The organism is Paenibacillus sp. UNC499MF (genome assembly GCF_900107975.1).
GTDB lineage: Bacteria > Bacillota > Bacilli > Paenibacillales > NBRC-103111 > Paenibacillus_F.
Map to the genome: position 1 here is coordinate 84,016 of NZ_FNVF01000017.1, position 21,074 is coordinate 105,089.

Annotated in this window: 21 protein-coding genes and 2 riboswitches; of the genes, 5 read left to right on the forward strand and 16 right to left on the reverse strand. The window is 53.7% G+C overall.

Annotation, left to right across the window (positions count from 1 at the left end; all coding sequences use genetic code 11):
• Nucleotides 1–26: 26 nt before the first annotated feature.
• Nucleotides 27–1,292, reverse strand: coding sequence for a glycosyltransferase family 39 protein (locus tag C4S74_RS23435; RefSeq protein WP_103997751.1), 1,266 nt, complete (start codon nucleotides 1,290–1,292; stop codon nucleotides 27–29).
• Nucleotides 1,293–1,613: 321 nt separating this feature from the next.
• Complete coding sequence (locus tag C4S74_RS23440) at nucleotides 1,614–2,294, reverse strand: HAD family hydrolase (protein ID WP_103997752.1); 681 nt, start codon at nucleotides 2,292–2,294, stop codon at nucleotides 1,614–1,616.
• Between the two features lie 217 nt (nucleotides 2,295–2,511).
• Here C4S74_RS23440 and C4S74_RS23445 point away from each other — a divergent pair, with 217 nt between their 5' ends.
• From C4S74_RS23445 to nagA, 3 genes are read left to right on the forward strand one after another with little or no spacing between them, the layout of a single operon-like run.
• Nucleotides 2,512–3,369 (forward strand): MurR/RpiR family transcriptional regulator, encoded by an 858-nt coding sequence (locus C4S74_RS23445; protein WP_103997753.1) that lies wholly within the window; start codon nucleotides 2,512–2,514, stop codon nucleotides 3,367–3,369.
• Nucleotides 3,370–3,372: 3 nt separating this feature from the next.
• On the forward strand, nucleotides 3,373–4,101 hold the full coding sequence (gene nagB, locus C4S74_RS23450; RefSeq protein WP_103997754.1) for a glucosamine-6-phosphate deaminase: 729 nt from the start codon (nucleotides 3,373–3,375) through the stop codon (nucleotides 4,099–4,101).
• Nucleotides 4,098–5,294 (forward strand): N-acetylglucosamine-6-phosphate deacetylase, encoded by a 1,197-nt coding sequence (gene nagA / locus C4S74_RS23455; RefSeq protein ID WP_103997755.1) that lies wholly within the window; start codon nucleotides 4,098–4,100, stop codon nucleotides 5,292–5,294. The genes nagB and nagA overlap by 4 nt, the downstream gene beginning before the upstream one ends.
• A gap of 92 nt (nucleotides 5,295–5,386) precedes the next feature.
• Here the strand turns inward: nagA and C4S74_RS23460 are convergent, their stop codons facing one another.
• From C4S74_RS23460 to C4S74_RS23500, 9 genes are all read right to left on the reverse strand, one after another.
• Nucleotides 5,387–6,523 (reverse strand): ROK family transcriptional regulator, encoded by a 1,137-nt coding sequence (locus C4S74_RS23460; protein WP_103997756.1) that lies wholly within the window; start codon nucleotides 6,521–6,523, stop codon nucleotides 5,387–5,389.
• Between the two features lie 140 nt (nucleotides 6,524–6,663).
• Complete coding sequence (locus C4S74_RS23465) at nucleotides 6,664–7,872, reverse strand: MFS transporter (protein WP_103997757.1); 1,209 nt, start codon at nucleotides 7,870–7,872, stop codon at nucleotides 6,664–6,666.
• A gap of 235 nt (nucleotides 7,873–8,107) precedes the next feature.
• Nucleotides 8,108–9,214, reverse strand: coding sequence for a Gfo/Idh/MocA family protein (locus C4S74_RS23470; RefSeq protein ID WP_103997758.1), 1,107 nt, complete (start codon nucleotides 9,212–9,214; stop codon nucleotides 8,108–8,110).
• 1 nt (nucleotide 9,215) lies between these two features.
• A complete protein-coding gene (locus tag C4S74_RS23475; protein WP_103997759.1) occupies nucleotides 9,216–10,034 on the reverse strand; it encodes a sugar phosphate isomerase/epimerase in 819 nt (272 codons plus the stop codon).
• Between the two features lie 111 nt (nucleotides 10,035–10,145).
• Nucleotides 10,146–10,412 carry a hypothetical protein gene (locus C4S74_RS23480; protein ID WP_103997760.1) on the reverse strand — a complete coding sequence of 89 codons (267 nt, stop codon included), beginning with the start codon at nucleotides 10,410–10,412 and terminating at the stop codon, nucleotides 10,146–10,148.
• Between the two features lie 144 nt (nucleotides 10,413–10,556).
• On the reverse strand, nucleotides 10,557–10,886 hold the full coding sequence (locus C4S74_RS23485) for a hypothetical protein (protein ID WP_103997761.1): 330 nt from the start codon (nucleotides 10,884–10,886) through the stop codon (nucleotides 10,557–10,559).
• Between the two features lie 25 nt (nucleotides 10,887–10,911).
• Nucleotides 10,912–11,613 carry a pirin family protein gene (locus C4S74_RS23490; RefSeq protein WP_103997762.1) on the reverse strand — a complete coding sequence of 234 codons (702 nt, stop codon included), beginning with the start codon at nucleotides 11,611–11,613 and terminating at the stop codon, nucleotides 10,912–10,914.
• A 400-nt stretch (nucleotides 11,614–12,013) separates the two neighbouring features.
• On the reverse strand, nucleotides 12,014–12,415 hold the full coding sequence (locus C4S74_RS23495) for a holin family protein (RefSeq protein ID WP_103997763.1): 402 nt from the start codon (nucleotides 12,413–12,415) through the stop codon (nucleotides 12,014–12,016).
• Nucleotides 12,416–12,543: 128 nt separating this feature from the next.
• A complete protein-coding gene (locus tag C4S74_RS23500; RefSeq protein ID WP_103997764.1) occupies nucleotides 12,544–13,398 on the reverse strand; it encodes an NlpC/P60 family protein in 855 nt (284 codons plus the stop codon).
• 3 nt (nucleotides 13,399–13,401) lie between these two features.
• Nucleotides 13,402–13,541, reverse strand: a riboswitch (cyclic di-AMP (ydaO/yuaA leader).
• Nucleotides 13,542–13,686: 145 nt separating this feature from the next.
• Here C4S74_RS23500 and C4S74_RS23505 point away from each other — a divergent pair.
• On the forward strand, nucleotides 13,687–14,727 hold the full coding sequence (locus C4S74_RS23505; protein WP_103997765.1) for a polysaccharide deacetylase family protein: 1,041 nt from the start codon (nucleotides 13,687–13,689) through the stop codon (nucleotides 14,725–14,727).
• A 46-nt stretch (nucleotides 14,728–14,773) separates the two neighbouring features.
• On the opposite strand, the gene C4S74_RS23510 is transcribed toward C4S74_RS23505, so the two are convergent.
• From C4S74_RS23510 to C4S74_RS23530, 5 genes are all read right to left on the reverse strand, one after another.
• Nucleotides 14,774–15,727 (reverse strand): 3D domain-containing protein, encoded by a 954-nt coding sequence (locus C4S74_RS23510; protein ID WP_103997766.1) that lies wholly within the window; start codon nucleotides 15,725–15,727, stop codon nucleotides 14,774–14,776.
• A gap of 11 nt (nucleotides 15,728–15,738) precedes the next feature.
• A riboswitch (cyclic di-AMP (ydaO/yuaA leader) is annotated at nucleotides 15,739–15,927 on the reverse strand.
• Between the two features lie 264 nt (nucleotides 15,928–16,191).
• Complete coding sequence (locus tag C4S74_RS23515) at nucleotides 16,192–16,413, reverse strand: hypothetical protein (RefSeq protein WP_103997767.1); 222 nt, start codon at nucleotides 16,411–16,413, stop codon at nucleotides 16,192–16,194.
• A gap of 376 nt (nucleotides 16,414–16,789) precedes the next feature.
• On the reverse strand, nucleotides 16,790–17,359 hold the full coding sequence (locus C4S74_RS23520; protein WP_103997768.1) for a manganese catalase family protein: 570 nt from the start codon (nucleotides 17,357–17,359) through the stop codon (nucleotides 16,790–16,792).
• Nucleotides 17,360–17,436: 77 nt separating this feature from the next.
• Nucleotides 17,437–17,703 carry a spore coat protein CotJB gene (locus C4S74_RS23525; RefSeq protein WP_103997769.1) on the reverse strand — a complete coding sequence of 89 codons (267 nt, stop codon included), beginning with the start codon at nucleotides 17,701–17,703 and terminating at the stop codon, nucleotides 17,437–17,439.
• A 38-nt stretch (nucleotides 17,704–17,741) separates the two neighbouring features.
• A complete protein-coding gene (locus C4S74_RS23530; protein ID WP_181024524.1) occupies nucleotides 17,742–17,927 on the reverse strand; it encodes a spore coat associated protein CotJA in 186 nt (61 codons plus the stop codon).
• Nucleotides 17,928–18,156: 229 nt separating this feature from the next.
• Between C4S74_RS23530 and C4S74_RS23535 the strand changes: the two genes are divergently transcribed.
• The gene (locus C4S74_RS23535; RefSeq protein WP_103997771.1) at nucleotides 18,157–20,742 is read left to right on the forward strand and encodes a beta-N-acetylglucosaminidase domain-containing protein; all 2,586 of its coding nucleotides are present in this window, start codon (nucleotides 18,157–18,159) and stop codon (nucleotides 20,740–20,742) included.
• Nucleotides 20,743–21,074 lie beyond the last annotated feature (332 nt).

A 21,074-nucleotide genomic window follows, 5' to 3' on the forward strand; every position in this document is an offset into this window, starting at 1 on the left:
AAGTATATTCCTGAAGCGTGAAGGCTTTAGACGGCTTTGCTTCCTTCGGATTCCGAACGGATCTCTGTCCGGACCCCGCTTTCAACCTGGTTACGGCTGCGGATAAGCCCCGCCGCCCAGGAAACCGCCTGAACCAGCAGCGCGGATATAATCAGCATAAGAAACGGCATCATGCCGATCGTATACCGTGCTTCCGGGATAAACAGAAGCTGTGTCCCCAGCAGTATAAGAAATACGGTAATCAGGTACCGGTAGCTTTTATGGATAAAGAAGGCGATCAGGGATCCACCCATTCCCGCATAAACGAGAAGCTTGTGAAACCTTGGAATCCAGGGCGCATACCAGGCAGGCACCGAGGTGCCGTAATCTCCTATGTACAGCTTGTTCAGAAACATTTCTTTCATTTTGCCCACCGTAAACCAGCGGATCCAGAGTGCCGGGTCGGTCTGGAGCCCTTCTTTTATTCGTTTAATCGCCTCTCCCTGCTGGTTGCTGAAATCGACTTTGCTCCAGTCCAGCGTTCCCCGGTAATAAGGATCGGTTCCGCCAAGCAGCGGATTTCCCGCTCCCCCTTTGGAAATGAAAATCAATTCGTGAAAGGTGATCGCATTGCGTAGCCACCAGGGAAGCATCCCCAGCGCAAAAGCGAGGACCCCGAAGCCGATTTCTTTAAAATAAGGTTTTTTGTGCTGAATCCACAGAAAAATATAAGGAACCGGCGCGACTACCAGCGTGTTCGGCCGGATCAGAACCGCCAAGGCAAGCAGAAGACCGGCAATGAGATGATCCTTGACACGGTTTTCCTGTACGATTTTGACCTGATAATAAATGAGCGCCATAAACGAGGTAAGAAATATGACCTCCGTCAGGATCAGGGAATTGATTACAATGAAGGTTCCGTAAACCGATGCGAAAAATGCCGCGACCAGCCCGGTCGTCCGGTTGAAAAGCCTCATCCCGATCCGGTAAATATACCAGATGGCGCCGAGCGATATAAAAACCTGGAGCACGCGAACGACCATAAACGTACGCTCTATATCCGCGTATCCGAATACGGCCAGTATCGCAGCCAGAAACACCGGAAAGCCCGGGGTCACTAACGTATTGGATTGGGCTTCGTTATAGCCGTAGATCCCTTTTTCAAGCATTTGTACCGCCATGGCCGTATAGTTCTTCTGATCGTACTCCACGGGCTCGTATTGTTCTCCCAGCACATAGACAAGCCGCAGGCCGAGCGCTAAAGCCAGAATGAGCACGATCAGCATTTTTTTCCACAACCGGGATGCAGCCACGCTCTTCTCCCCCTTCTTTTCCCTTATTCTTCCTGCCCCTTTAACGCGGATGAGATTCAAAAGGTTTCATTTCTTAAGTAATCATAAGAATTGAGCTTAAAGCGCCGCTGCGCTCCCCGCTGTACAAGCATACCCGGGAAACGTCAACGGCCATGCGGCATCCGGTCAATTGTACGTAAAAATCATATCGTCCCGACGTACGGCCTACCCTATATATACCGATTAATTTCCGCCTAGAAACAAAAATCCCCGGCGGGTGGATAAATACTTGTCCCGCCGGGGATTTCCTTTATTTGATTGCGTATAAAAGACGGCGTACGATCAGTTTTCCTCGCCGGGAAGAAGACCCAGCAGCTCCGGAAACGCCGTTATCCGGACATCGGCTTCGTCGAGTTCGCCCTCGGAACGGAACCCCGCATAATCGCAGCCGATCACCTTAAGCCCGTTCCGGTGTCCCGCTTCCACATCGGAAGAACGGTCCCCGACCATCCAGGCGCTCTGTAAGCCGTGCTGCTCCAGGAGCAGTTTCACAAGATCCACCTTGGATTTCGTTGCGTATTCGCCCGCGCTGTACAGCCCGGTAAAGAGAGGCGACAGCCCCTTCATCCGGATCACTCCGCGGACATAGTCCTCCAGACCGTTGCTGGCGACGAAAAGGCGGATTCCGCGCGCATGAAGCGCCTGCAGCGTCTCCTCGACCCCATCGTAAAGCATGCCTTCTCCCCGAAGCAGCCGGTCCATCTGTTCGGCAAGCAGAAGCTCGTCCGCACGGCTGCGGACCGCAGCCGGAACATCGGGCAGAACCCGCTCCCAGATCTCTTCGAGAAGCATGCCGAGTCCTCCGAGTATACGTTCGTCAGACGGCGTCGGTCCTTCGTAGACTCCTTCCCGGCGAAGAGCGTCAAAAGCCGCATGATAGGCCGGCAGAAGAAGCGTTTCCGTTTTGAAGAGCGTTCCATCCAAATCAAAAAGCATCGCTTGCGGTATACGGGACTGATTCATAGCTGGACTCCACATCCTAATGGTTTTCTTTTAAGAATGGCAAACCGTACCCGGCTTGTCAACTTGGCCCACAGAATATTTTACCGCGGCCCGTCCGCTTTTCCGAAGGACTTCCTATTGATGTTAAGGACGAAATATTTTAGAATGAATATGAAAATGTTTTTCTTGTTAAACTACTGTTTCGCTAAAATTTTTTTCAAAAAAGGTGCGGATTCTTATGTCCAGCATTCTTCGGGCCATTGAAGAACGGAAGCACGGGCTGAACCGCCAGGAACAGGTTCTCGCCACTTATATTCTCGAGCATTCCAGTCAAGTGGTACGCATGGGAATTACGGAATTGGCGGAACAGTCGAAGACGAGTCCCGCTACGATTTCCCGCTTTTGCAAAACGTTTCATTTCCAGGGATACACCGATTTCAAATTCCAGCTCGGCGCGGAGCTCGCTACGCAGCCGGCCGGCCAGTCTTATCAGGATATCGTCGCCGGGAATCCGCTGGAGAAAATCGTGTCCGCCATGGAAGCCAATCATATGCGCTCTATCGCGGATACGACGCGTCTGCTTGATCTTAAGCAGGTACAGGCCGCGGTCGACGCGCTTCAGAGCGCCAGGCAGATCGATCTCTACGGCGTTGCCACTTCGGGAGTCGTAGCGCTCGATTTTCACCAGAAGCTGGTGCGGATCGGAAGGTATGCGACCGCATGGTCGGATCCCCACATGCAGATTACGTCGGCTTCCAACCTGCAGCCGGGTGACGTCGCCTTCGCGGTTTCCTACTCCGGCGATACGCCTGAAACGATTCAGGCTCTGCTTTGCGCCAAGGAACGGGGGGCCACGACGATCAGCCTTACCAAATACGGCTCCAACCCCCTGGCGGATCTTTCGGACATCAAGCTGTTCGCCTCTACGCTGGAGGAAGGCATGCGCCGCGGAGATATGGCGTCCCGGATCGCACAGCTTCATGTGATAGACATTTTGTTTACGAGCCTGGTCAGCGACCGGTTCGACGAGCATGTCACCCGTTTGGAACGGACCTATCAGATGGTCCGCAAATACCGGAGCAAAGGGAGAGAGTAAACGATGATTATTCACAAGTTTGACAATCAGCAGGAATTAAACGAGGCGGGCGCAGGGATTATTACCGCGCTTGTACAGACGAAGCCCGACGCGGTTCTCGGTCTGGCAACGGGAAGCACGCCGATCGGCATTTACGAAGAAATCGTAAAAGCGTACAACAAAGGACGCGTGAGCTTTAAAAACGTGCGCACGTACAATCTCGACGAGTATGTGGGACTTCCTGACGGACATGCCGAAAGCTACCGCACTTACATGAACGGGCATCTGTTCCGTCATATCGATGTGCAATCGGAGAGCACCCGCATTCCGGACGGAAACGCTGCCGACCTTCAGGAGGAATGCGCACGCTATAACCGCGAGCTGGATGAGATCAAGCAAGTGGACCTGCAGATTCTCGGTCTCGGCCACAACGGTCACATCGGCTTTAACGAGCCGGCGGACGAGCTTCATGGCGGCACTCACCTGGTCGAGCTCGACCACAAAACGCGTGAAGCCAACGCGCGCTTCTTCCCTTCCATTAATGACGTTCCGACACATGCTCTGACAATGGGCGTAGGAACGATTCTTAAAGCAAAAACGATTCTTCTCGTCGTCCGCGGCGCCGATAAAGCGGATATCGTGCACCGTGCCCTGACCGGACCGATTACGACCCAATGTCCGGCAAGCCTGCTGCAGACGCACCCGCATCTGATCGTTCTTCTCGATTCCGAAGCAGGGAGGAACTTCGTATGAGTACCTCCGCTTCCGCGCAGGAGCGCATTTTAATCGTTAACGCCAAGATCGTGACGGAAAATACGATCGTCGAAAACGGCGCGCTGCTTGCCGTGGACGGCCGCATCGAACGCATCTACAAGGCTCACGAACTCGGGGAGCTTGATTTGGCCGGAGCCGTGGACGCGCAGGGCAGCTGGCTGCTGCCCGGTTTTATCGACGTTCACGTGCACGGGGGCTTCGGAGCCGACTTTATGGACGCTTCCGCCGATTCTCTGGAGACGATCACCCGTTTCCACGGCACCAAAGGCACGACGGCCATGCTGGCCACGTCCGTTACGGCGTCCCGCGAAGCGCTGGATGCGGTTATCACCGCCACAGACGCTTACATCCGCGGCGGAATGCCGTATGCCCAGCTGATCGGGGTGCATCTGGAAGGCCCGTTCATTTCTCCGAAATGGAGCGGCGCCCAGAACCCGGAATTCATCTCCCTGCCGACATCCGAATGGCTTGAAGACTGGCATGCCCGCTTCCCCGGCCTGGTCAAAATGATGACGCTCGCGCCGGAACGGGAAGGCGCGATGGAGGTCATCCAGTGGCTCAGCGATCACGGAATCGTCGCGGCCGCAGGGCATACGGATGCCGACTACGAGACGATCGAACGCGCGGTTGAACATGGGTTAAGTCATGCCGTTCATACGTTTAACGCCATGACTCCCCTGCATCACCGGAATCCCGGCACGGTCGGCGCGGTACTGACCGACCCGCGGATTCATGCCGAAATCATCGCCGACGGCGTTCATGTGCATCCGGCCGGCGTCCAGCTTCTGACGCAGACGAAGAAGCAGCACAACCTGATCATGATCACCGATGCGATTTCCGCCGCGGGTCTGGAAGACGGCGATTATAAGCTGGGCGGACTCGACGTGATCATGAAGGACGGCATCTGCCGTTTGAAAGAAGGCGGAAGTCTCGCCGGAAGCACGCTGACCATGATCGACGCCTTCAAATTCATGGTCAACAAGATCGGCGTCAGCGTGCAGCAGGCCAGCGAATACGCCAGCGGCAACCCCGCACGGCAGATGGGCGTTGCGGACCGGATGGGGTCCCTCGCACGCGGCAAGCAGGCGGACTTCCTGCTCGTCAGCCCTTCGCTGGATCTCGAACGCGCCTGGGTGCTCGGACGCGAGCTTTCCCTCGTGACGGAAGCTTAAGGCTAAGCCTTCCGTCCTTTAAACGGCAAAAAAACCTCGTACATGAACGTTACTGTAACGTTCCGTACGAGGTTTTTTTATGCCCGTCGCGGTCAGCTCATGGTCCGCGATTTGAACATCCGGTGGAGGCCGATCGTAGCGGCGCCGATCGAGGCGCCGTACTCCTTCCACCGGGGCGAATGGACCGGCGTCGGCACGATCGCCTGTTCGCGGCTTTGGATGCGCTCCGCAAGACGTGCGAAGAACGGCTCGCTCTCGCCTATCCAGCCGCCCAGAATAAGCTGCTCGGGACTGAGCAGCTGAAGGACATGCCCGCAGTAAGAGGCGATCGTCTCGATGATCTCCTCCAGCTCTCCCGCGAAGGGCTCCGCTCCCTGCATGCCCAGGTCCACGAAACGGCGGACGACAAGCGGTTCTTCGTCTTTCACATCCCCGAAAGTGTCCGGATACGTCTCCAGCAGACGCTTGGACAGATTCGCCGTGCTGAACCGGCTGAACTCACGGATACGTCCCGCACGATCATGGCGGCCGCGGTAGATCTGGTTGTTCAGCACAAGGCCCGCCCCGATTCCGTAATCGATGAGGATGTAGACGATCGTCTGGAGACCTTTGGCCGTTCCGTTAAAACGCTCCGCGAAGCCCGCCGCGTCCAGATCGTTCACCAGATGCATCGGAATGTTGAACTCCTCGTAAAGCTGCGTTCTCAGCGGGAAGTTCTCCAGGCCCAGCACAGTCGAATTGACCACGTTCTCGCGCTTCTCGTCAATCCGCCCCGGAATCGATACGCCCATCCACCGGATGGTGGAAAGCGGCGTCTCCTGCTCCTCCAGGAAGGCCCGGATGAGCTGGGGAAGCTCGCTGCGCATCGCGATCGGCCCGAAAAGGGGCTGTGCGGGCTGCAGAGGCTGCGAAGCTAGCAAATTGCCCCGCAGGTCGAGCAGAACGCAGCGGGCCGGGGCGTTGGACAGGTCTACGCCAAGCACGCAGCCGCCGGCCGCGTTGATGTCCAGAAGCGTCATGCGCCTGCCGACACCCGAGCCGGCCGTGCCTGTTTCGCGCACCAGCCCTTCCCGGATCGCTTCTTCCATCAGAACGGAAACCGTCGTGGGGCTTAGTCTTGTTTTCCGGGCCAAATCCACTCTGGAGATCGGTCCCTGCTCATAAATATTGTTCAGCAGCAGAGATTTGTTAATCTCCCGCAGCATTTGTTGATTCCCAATCTGATTCATATTCCTCTACTCCCTGCAAGCCTTATTTCATCCACTATCATTGTGCCACGGGCATCAGATTTCCCGCAATGCCGGAACCCCGCCGTTACCCTTAAAGAATGCCGGTCAGGCTCACTCATGTCAAAATGCTTCCGGATCTGTCAAACGCCTGCAGCCGTATCCGTTCCACGTCCAGCCGCCGTTTGCCGCATACCGCGCCAGATCAGCAGAAATCCTATCATTCCGATCAAAGATACCCCCGCTCCGATACCGTACATTTTAGCGGCTCCGAGCGTATCGTACATCCAGCCTCCCGCGAATCCCGCGAAAATACCGGAAACCCCGCCCCACGTAAGCGCAAATGCCGCTTGGCCGGACGCCCGCATACGGGCCGGAATCAAATGACCCGTCAGGTTCGTTCCGATGTAGTAGTAGCCTCCATACGTGATACAGTGCAGAAGCTGAATAAAGATCAGCTGCATGGGGCTGTTCACCAGCATCATGAGCAGCCAGCGGATGCTGAACAGCAGGCTGACGAGAGCCAGACAAATAAACATCGTTCTGGAATCCCGTTTCAGATAGCGGTCCAGCAGAAGAAATACGGGTGCTTCAAAAACGGAAGAAAGAAAAGCGGCCCATCCGATCCACGTCGCGGATCCCCCCATATCCGTAAGGTAAATGGACACGAAGGTCGAGTTAATGGAATTCGGGACCGAAATCAGGACCCCCAGCAAAAGCAGCATCAAAAACGGGCGGTTGCCCAGAAGCTGCCTCAATCCCCCTCCCGGCAGCGTATCGGCCGCCGCAGCGGGTTTCGGCTGGGGAATGCTGAAAACGAACAAAAGCGAGATCATCAGAATACCGCTGTACAGCCACCAAAGCTGTTCTATGCCAACCGCAGTCAGAACGGGTCCCGCCGCAACGGCGGCAATAGCCCAGCCGAGCGAACCCCAAAGACGGAACGTGCCGAACTTGTAAGGAGTATTTTCAATTGTGCTGAGAATGAGACTGTTGCTCTGGGAAAAGGTAGGGCTTTGAAAGAAAAAGTAAAGCAGCAGAACCAGGTAAAGCCAAGTGAACGAATGCAGGTGAAAAACAGGCTGAACCACGATAAGGTTGCAAATGACCAAAATAATCAGCGTACGCCGCACATTCTGCATCCGGTCGCTCCAATAACCCCAGAACGGGTTGGCCAGAATGGAGACGAAAGGGCCTCCGGCCATGAGCATGCCGATCTGAAACCGGGTTAAGCCGTGTTCCAGAAACAGGAGCGGCACATAGGTGAACAAAAGCGAAAAAGCACCGTACAAAAAAAGAATATACAGCTTAAACATCGTAAATGAGCGCCGTTCGGCGGCTCCGGTTGTCATGATGGGCTAACTCCTTTGCGATTCGGTTGCAGGCGAACAGGCATGCCTTCCGCCAGGCGGCAGATAACGGCGATATGCGGAAGCGCGGTTGCTTCCCTATGGCTACCGCCGTATCCCCTCACCCGCAAGCTTCGGCTTTCCGTCTTGGAAGCGGCGTACGCCGGTTTCCAGACGGCGCCGTTCTAATGCGGCCGGCCGTTATGTGACAGGCCGGAAAGTACGCTTCCCGCTTCGCTTAAGCTTTAAGCCCGTTCTCCACTTCCTCTGCGGAAACCTCGCGGCCCTGAGCGTCGGAAAGGTACATGCCTTCGCTGATCAGCATCGTCTGCAGAGCGATTTCCGCCGTCGGAAGCAGTTTGACTCTGCCCTGAAGAGCGGCGATCCAGTGATGCTGGGAAGAGTCGTAGGCTTCTTCGTCGGCGCGCAGCCGGTGCCAGCGCAAATCCGCCGCATCCAGGTCGATTGTCGTGTCCATATCCATGTCGCATCTTGTCGAGTAATGCGTCAGCTTATTGCCGTCCGGCCCTCCGACCGGCAGGCGCAATCCGCCTTTGGACCCAAGAACGGAGCTTCCTTCGAACGGATTCATATGCACGGCCCAGGATTCGATGATATCCATCGTGATGCCTTTCTCGAAACGCACCAGACCGATCGCCAGCTCTTCCACATCGAAACCGCTGGATTCCCGGCGGCCCGGGTCCATGTCTGTCTCCTGGTAGAGCTTCCCGGAAATCCGCTCGACTTTAGGCAAATCCAGCAGGTACAGCATCTGCGAAATGTGATACACGCCCATATCGAAAAGCGCGCCGCCCGCAGCCGTCTCTTTACGCGTGAAAGCCGGGGTGCCGTAGCCGTCCACGAAAGGGCGGTTCCGTCTGCGGTAGCCTGTGGAACGCGCGTGGAATACACGGCCCAGCTCGCCGCCTTCGATCAGCGCTTTCGCCGCTTTGGTTTCCTTGCGGTAGAGCGTCCCGAGCTGGATGTGCAGCATCTTCCCGAATTCGCGGGAAGCGTCTACCATCGCTTTGCCGTCCGCGTAGGTACCCGCGATCGGTTTCTCGCAGTACACGTGCTTGCCTGCCTTCATAGCGGCAATCGAAATAGGGGCGTGGAAGTTGTTATGCAGGCAGACATCCACTGCATCCACGTCGTCACGCTTTAACAGCTCGTTGTAGTCCGTGTATACGTCGGGAATACCATAGATCTCCGCCACACGGCGCGCTTCCGCCTCGTTCACGTCACAGACGGCCACGATTTCCGCGTCCGGAATTAATTTATATTGATCGAGATGAATTTTGCCGATTTGTCCGACTCCGATAATGCCGATCCGAATTGGGTTCATGTTAAGCCTGTTCCTCCCCGTTGTTGTCGTCTTCGCTCATAAGCAGCAGGTGCTTGACCGTGGTCAGAAGCCATTCGACTTCCAGATATGGCTGTTTGTGAGCATGGTGCTCAACGCCCCAGTAGCCGTCGTAGCCGCTCTTTTTGAGCATGCGGATAGTTTCAACCGCGTCGTCCGCCTCGGCCGTCTGAGGGTCGAAATGAGTATGTACGGTCCACGGAGCCACGATAGCGTCCCCCTGCTCCCGGTCTTGATCCCAGCGGTGCATATGAAGCAAAAATCCGTAGGAACGATGATTCACGGCTTCGGCAAGGCGTTTCATTTCACCCGGCACGAGAGACGGGCCCATATGATTCTCGGGACCTATCGTAAATCCGTTTTCCTGCGCGATTTGACAATATTCGCGGTAGCGTCCCGCCACATAATCCAGCTCCTCCTCGGAGAAAGCCGATTGACCGCGGCCGCCCGTATCGATCCGGACCGTTTTCGCTCCCAGCAAAATGGAGGCGTCCAGGTATTCCAGCGCGTTTTTGTGAAGCGCTTCCCTTTTATCGGCATCGGGGTCCCACAAATGAGCTCCGTCAATGGCAATATTCACGAGCGTCATTTCTTTCTCATCCATCGCCTGACGAATCTTCTTTAAATAGTCCCGGTCCGGCAGCTTAAGCAGCGGATGCGAGCGGTCCGCAAATTGTCCGTTCCATAAGTCGACTGTGGTAAGCCCGTAACGGTACCGGACGGTTTCCAGATAGCCGAATACATCCATCGTTCCGTTCAGAAAAGCCTGGTTAAAAGAAAATCCGCCTACTGATACTTTCATGAGTAAGTCCTCCTGAGAATTAATTATTCCAGCGGAAAAACTAATTAAGCAAACAAAAAAGTGAATTCATATTCACTTTGATTTAAATGTTAAACTGTCTCTTTTGTCATGTCAACCATAAAGTAGAGGATTGCCCGGCGTTTTTTTTCTGCGGGGATAAAATTCCGGTCTGCCTCCAGCTTCTTCCTCGGGCTGCGGAACCCATGCCAGAATATGGGCGCTGCGAAAAAAGCGGAGCGCCTGCTGCGCGTAACAATAAGCTTTGACTTTATCGCCTGTTATGGCTAGCGGCCGAATGTCGCGCTGGCTGATCGCTCCCTTCCGGTCCATATAAATAATCTCTACTTTCCTTCCCAGGTATCGCTCCAGCGTGGACATAAACGGCCAGCCTCCTTCTGAGTTATCGCATATTTCCGAACAAAAATAAGAACGTTTGTTCCTATTATAATTCCCGGAAAGCAAAAATGCAATCACCCTTCTTTTGCCAATCCCGAAAATTTTACAGCAAAAAACCGGACGTCCTCAGACGTGCCGGTTGCTGTAAGCCTTTCGCGTATCCACGGTAATATGGAGAACCCGGCCGTTGGCCTCGTACTCGATCTCCGGAGTTGTTTGCCCGTAATACCACCATTTTTGGCGCTCTTCCCCTTCGCCTTCCTCCAGGTAAAAGAGGTTAAGCTCCTCCCTGAAATCCGCGATTTCACGTGCCGCGTCCAGATCGACTGCGCTTATCTCAAAACGCCAGCCTCCCGGAACTTCGGACAGATGCAGAAAACCGTCAAGTTCTTTCGTATCCAGCAGCATCCTGCTGCCAACTGCGTGCTTCACGTATAAACGGTGAGCCTCACTCATAGGTATTCCCCCTCTTTGCCGCGTATCAAGGCAGATCAATCAGCATAAAGCGCGCGCCTGCCGCGCTGCTGATCGTGAGCGACGGAGTTTCCGTAATCCGCGCCGAATCTCTTTTACCCAAAATCGTCCCGCTGTTAAGCGCAGCCTCGCCGTCCAGGACCATGAAGAAAATCCGTCTGCCCTCCGGTTGTTCGAACGTGACCGCTTTCCCTTCGTCCAATTCGGATAAGTAGATACTCATATCCTGATGGATGCCGGCGACCCCGGGACCGGCCTTTGATTTGGACACAACCGGCAGCAGGCTATTTTTCAGCGCTTCCACCCGGAACTCGGTCGTTTCATAGGAAGGCTCCAGACCGCGCTCTTCAGGATCGAACCACATCTGCAAAAGCGTAACATCCTCTTGTCCCGGATTCATTTCCGAATGAATAATGCCGGTACCCGCGGTCATCCGCTGAACGCCTCCGTAGGTCGTGACGGCCCGGTGGCCGGAGCTGTCTTCATGCTGAAGCCGCCCTTCCAGAACGATAGTCACGATTTCCATCTCACGGTGAGGATGCGCCCCGAATCCCCGTCCGCCCTGCACCGTGTCGTCATTGAGCACTCTCATGGGACCGAAACGGGTATTGTCCGGATCATAGTAATCCGCGAACGAGAAACTGAAGTGGCTGACCAGCCAGCCGTGATCCGTAGAATACCGGGATGATGCGGGAAAAACTTTTATCATGATTAACACAACCTTTCAAAATGATAGCTAAGCCGGCTTTGGGATTTCCAAGCCTCGGGGATACGGCTGTCGGGAATTCCTGTGTGGAGAGTCCTATTTCGCCAGATTACGAAAGTCTGATCTTATCCTTGCATACATTCTTGCATACATTCTTTATTCTACATGTATCATACACAAATAACTTACTAATTTCAAGTTACTATATATTTCGATAAAATTACAAATGTTTCATTTTGTCATCAATTTGTTACCCTTCTTTCCTCATGAACGCATACAATGGGAATTAGGACCAAGTCATAAAAAAAACTCCCGCCTGAGCGAGAGCCTTGTCCGATTAATTGATATAAAAAAACGGAAACTTTTTCTAATGGAAGAGTTTCACAGCTCTGTGGAGCGGGTATTAATTCTTATCATGCTTCGAATTTTTCAGTTGGGTGATAACTTCCTTGATTTTCTCGGGAAGGGGAAGACCGAGCCGGCCATAATTTTCCGTAATGGAAATCAACTCATTGACCAGATAGAAATAAATAGCGGCGTTCATCACAACGCTGCCCCCAATGAGCATGTCCATCCGGTGACCCAACAAAATGATGAGCAGCATAAGCCCTTTCTTGGCGAGGCCCCAGAAGCCGATATTGCTGTTCAACCCGGACTTTTCTTTCAAAGAGGCCGCAACCCCGGTTACATAATCGATTGCGACAGCTACGAGGAAAAAGCCCAGCAATTCAGACCACCCTCCAAACGCATACGTAACGAGCGTGGCGCCGAAAGCCGTCAAGCTTCCAAGAATCGTTTGGTTCATCTTAATCCCTCCTTTCTCTACCATTCTATGAAACGGGCAGTAGAAAGGAACGACACTTGGCTAGTGCTTACAAATAAATAAAAACCGCCCGGTGGCACCCGGACGGCAAAAAATTTACATTTGTATGATTACATGACGCGTTTGGCTCCAACATAACGAGAGCCCCAGTAAGCGCTGCCCAAGCTGTCCACTTTCACTCCATCATCTGTCGCGGAAATGAATTTGTCAGCCCCTACGTAAATACCCACATGCTGCATTTTGGAATTGCTTGCGAAGAATACAAGATCGCCCGGCTGAGGGTTGGAAACTTTAACCCCTGCGCTGGCATACATACTTGCAGAAGATCTAGGCAGGTCTACCCCGTTCTTATCGTACACGTATTGCACAAACCCGGAGCAGTCAAATCCAGATGGCGTAGTACCGCCATACACGTAACGAACGCCTTTATATTTGTTGGCCGTGGCTACAATCGTATTTTCCTTCTGCGATTTCTGAGGCACGGTTGCATACCAAGCCGGGGAATGATACTGTCCGTCGGCATCGAAAATTGCAATCGTATTCACATTATCCCATTGTACACGGATAGCCAGTGAATCTGCCAGAAATCTCATCGGAACATAGACCGTATTGTTCAAAAACTGCGCTTTGCTTGGCAAGTCGATCTTCTTGCCGTCCACGAGAGCTTGATTCTCCCCCGTAGTAAACGTAATCTTGTGGCCGTTCCCGGTCACCGAGATACTCATTTGAGCCCCTGCACGTTCCCATCCGATTTGTGTTCCCAATTTCTCTGCAACAGGACGAAGCGGAATCATCAGGTTATTGCTGGAATCGATAAAAGGTGCGGTACCTTCGGTATTCACCAGTTGATCGTTGACCTGCACTTTAGCGGAACGAGCGGCATTGGCATGAGCATCAGAAGCCGCGAATAAACCGGCCGTCAGTACGGCGCATGAAACGACAACGCTTTGTACCCAAATCTTCAAAACGATTTTCCTCCTTGGGCCTCCGAGGTTAGTTGACGGGTTCGGGAAAGAGGTTCCCTAGCTTGCAAAACGACAGGCATTCACCCCAGAAATAAGTCCCCCGTACAGGTGCTTTGATTCACCGGATTCGGCTTTTGTATAAATTGTGTCAAAGACACTCCTAGAAAGGTTAACATAATTTACATAATCGGACAACCCTTTTTGTTGTGTCTATTTTGTAACAAATCCCGGATAAAATTCCTCCCTCTAAACAAAACTAATGAAAAACGCCATTAGAGGAGGGTTCCCATGAAACGTGCTGCCTTGGCTGCCTCAGCCGCCATTTTGCTGGCCTTCGTCTCCGCATGCTCTCCGGAAAAGGTGCCCAGCGAGGGCTCCGCCTCTTCACGGCTGGACGAGAACCGTTTTATCCCGCACTCTCTAAGCGAAGAACCGGCGGCCTCATCCATACCCCGATCTGCCAAAATCCCGTCTGTTAAAGCTCCGGCGATCAAGGGAAAAAGCGCTGCCACACCATCGGCCTTACCTGCCGTTCCGCCCCCTTTACCTTCTTTGCCGGCTAAAAAAGCTAAAAAAACAGCCGCTCCCAAACCGGAGCCGAAAAAGAAAGACGTACCCGTCCAAAAACATCATCAGGCCAACGCTCTACAGAAATCGGAGCAGCGCAAGCTGAGTTTAGCCGACATTCATCATAAATACCCGGCGGTTTTCCGGATGAGAGGAACTTCCAAAGGAAAAAAAATCGCGCTCACGTTCGATGACGGGCCCGATCTCAAATATACGCCGCAAGTGCTCGATATTTTGAAAAAGCATCAAGTAAAAGCTACCTTCTTTGTAATCGGGAGCCGTGCCCGGGCACACCCCGAGATGATCGGACGGATGGTACGAGAAGGACATGTTGTGGGAAACCACTCGTACAGTCACCCTTTTATGCCCAAACTGTCCGCATCGGAGTTCTCTTCGCAAATTATGCGCACCCAAGACATTATCAAACAGCTGGCCGGATATACGCCGCGGCTGGTGCGGCCTCCTTACGGAGCCATCAATGAAGAGCAGGTGCGCTGGATGTCCGACCACCGCCTGCTGGTAATAAACTGGGACGTGGATTCCCTGGACTGGAAGGGATTGTCGGGCAAGCAGGTGTACCATAACATCATAGATAATGCCCGGGCCGGTTCGATCATTCTGCAGCACAGCGCGGGAGGGAACGACAAGCACGATCTCAGCGGTACGGTCTCCGCCCTCCCCGATCTGATCCGTTCCTTGAAATCAAGCGGCTATAAACTGGTCACGGTTCCGGAGCTGATGGGAATATCGAAAGGTCTTTAACGCGCAAAAGACGGGAGCATCCGCTCCCGCCTTCTTTTCGGCTCAATTATTTAAGAATGTATACTTTCACACTTTGGTATCCAAAGTTGTTTACTTTCTCTTTGGAGCCCGGAACGAAAATATCGATCCGGTTGCCTTTGATCGCGCCGCCGATGTCCGTCGCTTTGGCGATCATTCCCTTGGCCGGAAGACCCGGGAAAGCGTAACCCGTCACATAGACGGTGGAGCCCAGCGGAATCACTTTCGGATCGACCGCGATCGTACCGACGGTCAGTTTGTTGCCGTAGTAATCGATTCCGGCATATCCGCCGTTCTCGCTCGGGTCCGCGGAATAAGCGGATGCCTTGATATTCAGCACTTTTTTGTATTGAACCTGTTTGCCCGCGGCCGTTGTCAGCTTCTGGCCGGACTTTGCGGCAGCCGATGCGGGTTTGGCGGCCGGTTTCTTAACGGCCTTCTTCTCCGTGGTTTTCTTCGGCTCGGAAGCCTGCGGCTTGCCGTTCTTCTGAAGTGCCTCCGAAGGTTTTATGGCGTCCGTCTGGCTTGGCGCGGCCAATGCAAGCTGAGCTCGAACCGGGATTTTTACCGTCGCTTTTAGAGCTTTAAGCTGCTCGGGCGCGGCTTCTCCCGCAATTTTCAGCTCGCTGCCTGCCGGCAGACTCAGGGGGTCCGCATCAGGATTCAACGATAACAGATCAAGAACGTCCATACTCATTTGGGAAGCGAAATTCCACATGGAATTCGGCTCGGATAATACAAGAATTTGATTTTCCGGTGTCAGGAAGGATTGGGCAAGCTCCTGATCGGCTGCTTGTCCGCCGGTATCGGTAAGACCGATTGCGATCTCCTGATAAGATTTGGCCAGTTTCCAATAAACCAGGCCATCGTTTTTAGCCGCTTCCGTTTCAGCCGCCTGGGACTGGAATGCGGAAGAGGCCGCCACCACTGCACCCAACAGCAGAGTGGCGCAGGTTTTTTTCCAATGATGCTTTAAAGCCATAGTTGATGTACGCTCCTTCTCGGTATTGCCTACGAGGTTAGTTGTCGGGTTTGGACTGAGAAGTCGCCCACGCTGCTGCCAGCGATTCACCCCTATCGGACGCCGCCATACAAGTACGGTTCCGAAATGAATCATCCCCCGCACCTCATCCCCCTCCTGGAAAATCCGGGAAAAGGAAGAAGTTTCGGCTCTCTACACAAGCTATCACATACATCTTTAGAAACAAACACACACAAATTGGCAATAAACATGCTTTTCATTTTTTTAATCCGTCGATGAATCGGGAGCAATAAGCTGGTCTAGCAAGCCTATCGGTAACTTTTTTCCTTTTGTACGCCTAACAACGAAGAGAGCAAAATTAACGTATCACTCACTATACCCTTATGTAATTCTCATTTGTTTCTCAGAAAAGACTACGTTTATTCACCATATTGACAGGTAATTCATCCCACGGGAGGAAACCTTTATTTGGCGATCCGTTTGTTTTCTCTCGGTTTTTCTTCTATTTTTATGACTGCTTTGCTCTGTGCCGATTCCACAGTCGGACTCCTCTTCCCTTCGTAAATATCATCGAAAGGACGAAACGGGACATTGTCGGAGCGGTCGAATTCTTTCGGTTTTCGCAGTCCTAATGATGCCGCTAATAGAACTAACATGCCGATCAGCAGACTTAAAGTGATCCCCATAATAGCAGCCTCCTTTTAATTCCAAAATATAGGTTTGATCCCTAATTACTAAGAAACTTATTCCAGTTTATCATACTTATAGGTAAAATGTGGTATTTTATTCGGCAAAACAGACGATTTTTTTACGATTTTTCATAAGTACGACATAATTCTTGCCTATATTCTTCTTCTAATAACTAGCTCTGTATAGTCTCGCGTTTAAAAAAGTTCGATTTACATGTCACTTATATATAAGTAAGACACCTTCAGAAGGGGAAATGTTCCGGTAAATTTAGTAATCTTATTCAATTTTTCCATATCCCTCGAAAACTTGCGTTTCGCTCCCCCTTAAAATCCCTGAAAAAAGACGGGTTTCCCCGTCTTTTTGTCCGGTCCGCTAGAAAATTTTCTGGGCGGCCCTTTCGTCTTTAAGTATTTCCACCGCTTCGCGGAATCTCATCGAATGGACGATTTCACGTTCGCGCAGGAACTTAAGGCCATCCTGAAGATCAACGTCGTCCGTCAGATCAATGAGCCACTGATACGTGGCGCGGGCCTTTTCTTCCGCCGCGATATCTTCGTACAGGTCGGCGATAGGATCGCCTTTGGCTTGAATGTAAGCCGCCGTCCACGGCACGCCGGCCGCATTTTGATAAAACAAAGCCGAGTCGTGATTAACGTAATAATCGCCCAGCCCTGCGGCTTTAAGCTGTTCGGGAGTCGCATCTTTCGTCAGCTTGTAAATCATCGTGGCAATCATCTCAAGGTGAGCGAATTCTTCGGTCCCGATGTCATTCAATACTCCGATCACTTTGTCCGGAATGGTGTAACGCTGGTTCAAGTAGCGCAGCGCGGCAGCAAGCTCCCCGTCCGCACCCCCGTACTGCTCGATCAGAAGTTTGGCCATGTGCGGATCGCATTTGCTTACACGAACCGGATACTGCAATTTCTTCTCGTAAATCCACATTGGAATCCCTCATCTCCTTGAGCACATCCGTGCTTGATCTTCCGGCCAGGCCATACCGACAGTTCCCTCCGCACACGTTACACTTGCCACGGCCACGGAGCTTCGGCCCATTCCCAGGTTTGCTGCGGCAGGGCATTTTGCCCGTATTGAAGAAGCGGTCCATACAAACGCTCATATTCCAGCGCGATTTGCTTCCGTTTTCGGGAAAATTCATTGAACTGCTGCAAAGCGTTTATATCTTCGGGATGAGTGTCCAGGTACAGGGTCAGTTCGACCAGTACGAAATCGGCCGCCTGCAGATCGTGCAGAAGCCGGTAATAATTGTCATCCAGCTGTTTTTGCATAGTGGTGTCGCTCCCCTCTCTTTCGCTTTCCGACCGGCTTAGCACTTGGGTTCGTAGTTGCTGTATAGCTCCGGCCAAAGGGTACCGAGCTTCAAAGCCTCATAAGGACTGAACTGCGGCAGGCACATGGGCTGGAACTGGATAAACAGGTTCGGCGGAGTTACGTACGTTTTGACAAGCTTCGGCGGACAGGGATCAAACGGCCCCACGAAGGGGTGGTACATGCGGACTTCAGGGTACAATGCGCTTCCTCCTTGTAACCGGTAATGGTGTCGCTCTGCAATACCATATGGCATTCGCCCAGCTGCGGTATGGGCAGCCGCCCAGATTTCCGAAATAAAAGCGGAATAATCCGCAAGGTTGTCATCTCTACCGTCTCTATGAATATCTTATGATAGAAAGAGAGACGATCCGGGGAAAGCCTTTTCCCCTTCAAAAAAGGAGTGAGATGGCATGTCACATCATCCGAAAACTCCCCTTCCGACCCCGCCTCCGCAGCAGATGGAATACAGCGGGTATACGGTTCCGTTGTACTCCACCGCCGGAATCCTGGCGGGCGCGGATACGTCCCCCGAAGCTCTGCTGGAGCTGCGGAGTCTTCTTATCCGGTCCGGCGTCAAGCGCATCGTTCCCTGCAAAGACTGGCATTCCGCCGCCAAAATGCCTCTGGCCGTCTATATCGGCAAGCTGCCGGCCGATCCGGCCGTCCAGCGGGAATTTCGCAGCCGGCGCAGCGGCGATCCGCTAGGAATTCCCGAGGAGGGCTACACCCTTGCGGCACGCCGCGGCAAACGCGGCGGCAGCATGATCGTGCTGGCGGGCGCGGATCATACGGGCACGCTCTATGCGGTACGCACGCTCAAGCAGCTCATCCGCAAAGGCCCGATGATGGCCGCGGTGCCGGCCGTCACGATCCGGGACTTTCCCTCGTTCCCCGTCAGAGGCGTTGTGGAAGGCTTCTACGGCGGCCCGTGGACTCCGGACGACCGGGTTAATCTTATCGCTTTCCTTGGCGATCATAAAATGAACACGTACCTCTACGCTCCGAAAGATGATCCTTACCTACGCGACCGCTGGCGGGAGCCGTACCCGGAGGAGGAGCTCCGTCATATCCGCAGGTACGTGGACGCTGCCGAGAAAGCCGGCGTCCGCTTCGTTTACGCGCTCTCCCCCGGGCTCGACATCTGTTTCTCGTCGAACGAGGAATTTCAAAAGCTGACTGCCAAAGCCAGCCAGATGTGGACGCTCGGAGTCCGCCATTTTTCTCTGTTGATGGACGATATTTTCCAAAATCCCAACTGTGCGGACGATGTGCAGAAGTTCGGCGGGGACGAGAGTCCCGCTGCCGCGGCCCAGGCTTATCTGCTGAACCGCTTCAACCGCGAGTTCATAGGGGCGCATCCCGGAGCGTCAAGGCTTATAACGGCGCCGACGGAATATTACCAGGACGGCATCAGCCCTTACCGGAAACGCTTCGCCGAATTGGTAAATCCCGGCATACTCGTCTGCTGGACGGGGATCGGCATCGCTCCGGCCGTTGTCACTTCCGAAGAATCCGAGCGGATCCGTGCGGTGTTCAATCATGATATGCTCTTGTGGGATAACTACCCGGTGACGGATTATGTCCGTGAGAAGCTCTTTCTCGGGCCTCTGGAGGGCCGGGCCGCCGACTTGCACAAGCACGGCCAGTTCGGTTACTTATCCAATCCGATGGAACACTTGCAGGCCTCTCTGCTCGCTTTGTTTACATCAGCCGAATATGCCTGGAAGCCCGAAGCTTATCAGCCCTGGGAATCCTGGGAAAGATCGCTTAAGGAATTCGGAGGTCCGCTCTATAAGGAACTGCGGATTTTTGCGGAAAATCATCTATCCTCCGCCGTTCATACCGGTGAATCTCCGAAGCTCACAGCTCTTCTTGCGGACTTCTGGGAAAATTTCGAGAAGGGCACACCGGAGAAAGCCGCAGCCCGTTTGGCCGCATACTTCGGCTCTATGCGCAGGGCAGCGGTACGTTTGAGTCAGTTGCCCAATCCCGATTTCGTAAGGGAAACGGCGGACTGGCTGAAAAAGACCGGCTTTTACGGTAAAGCCGGAGAATCCGCTCTCTCCCTTCTCCTAGCGATGATGCGGGGCAGCGATGAAGAAGCTGATGCCCGGTACTCCGCCTACGCCGCCGTTCTCACGCAGGATACCGTCGACATCGAGGTGGCGGAGCCAAGAACAGGCTCGCGCCGTATCGACGGTGAGAATCGCGAGCGGGGTGAATCCGAGCTTATCCGGTATACAGCGGACTATGGGGCGACAACCGGGACGAACGAGTGGGGTTACGAGGTGACGGTCGTGAACGGACGCATCGTCCGGGAGGGCGGCAACAACTCGGTCATCCCCGCCGACGGCTATGTACTCAGCCTTCACTCGGGTCAAGACAGAGAATGGCTGAAAAACATGACGATAGTAGGCGCGAAAGTGGACATCCGTGACGGGAGCGTAACCATCTCGGTCGAAAAGGGAATCTACCCGGTCCCCAACAAAAAGGTTTCGGCCGACGGAGTTATGGAGCCGTTCCTGCAGCGGGTCACGGCGGCCTACGAGATGTATGTCCGGTGGCGTGAGAACCGCGGATTCACCGATCCGATCAGCACACTTCCGGCCTGGGAGGGCAACGTGCTCGCTAACATGACGGACGGCAGAGGGGACACGTATTTCTGGAGCGGGAGAGCTCCGCAATCCGGAGATTACGTGGGCGTAAACCTGGGACAGACGGCGGAGGTACGACAGGTCCGCATCAGTCTGGGCCACCCCGACCCCGCCGCTCCGCAGGCAGGCGACCTCATCCGCAGCGCTTCTCTGGAAGCTTCGCTGAATGGCCTCAGCTGGACGAAGCTGGCGGAGTTCTCAGAGCAGCGGGAGATTGATTTCGTTCCAGCAGCCCCCTTACGCGCTCACTTTATCCGGCTGAAAAGCAGGGCGCCCCAGACCGAGTGGGTCATGGTCCGTGAGTTTGCGGTCACGGCGGACCGCGATCAGACGGCAAACTGATCGAGGGCGGAAATGCGGGAATAGCCTTGCTTGCAGGTTTGATTAGACTTAACAGTTTTGGTGGGGAAGGTTCGTGATCTGGCGTGGTTTGTGGGGTTCGATTCGTGGTCCACGGCGCTTTCTGGTGGATTCACGATTCGTTCGTAGCCGATTTGTATTTGATCGGCGGCTCACCCGCACTACATCAAAGCTTCATCAAGGAACTTTGAACGGTTCCTTGTGCGGATTTTTATTGGACGCTGTCTCCATTTCAAGCGGTCCTTATCTTAAAAAAAGCCTGTCATCCCGAACATAAGCTCTGAAGTGCACCCCTTAGAATGGACATTGGAAAA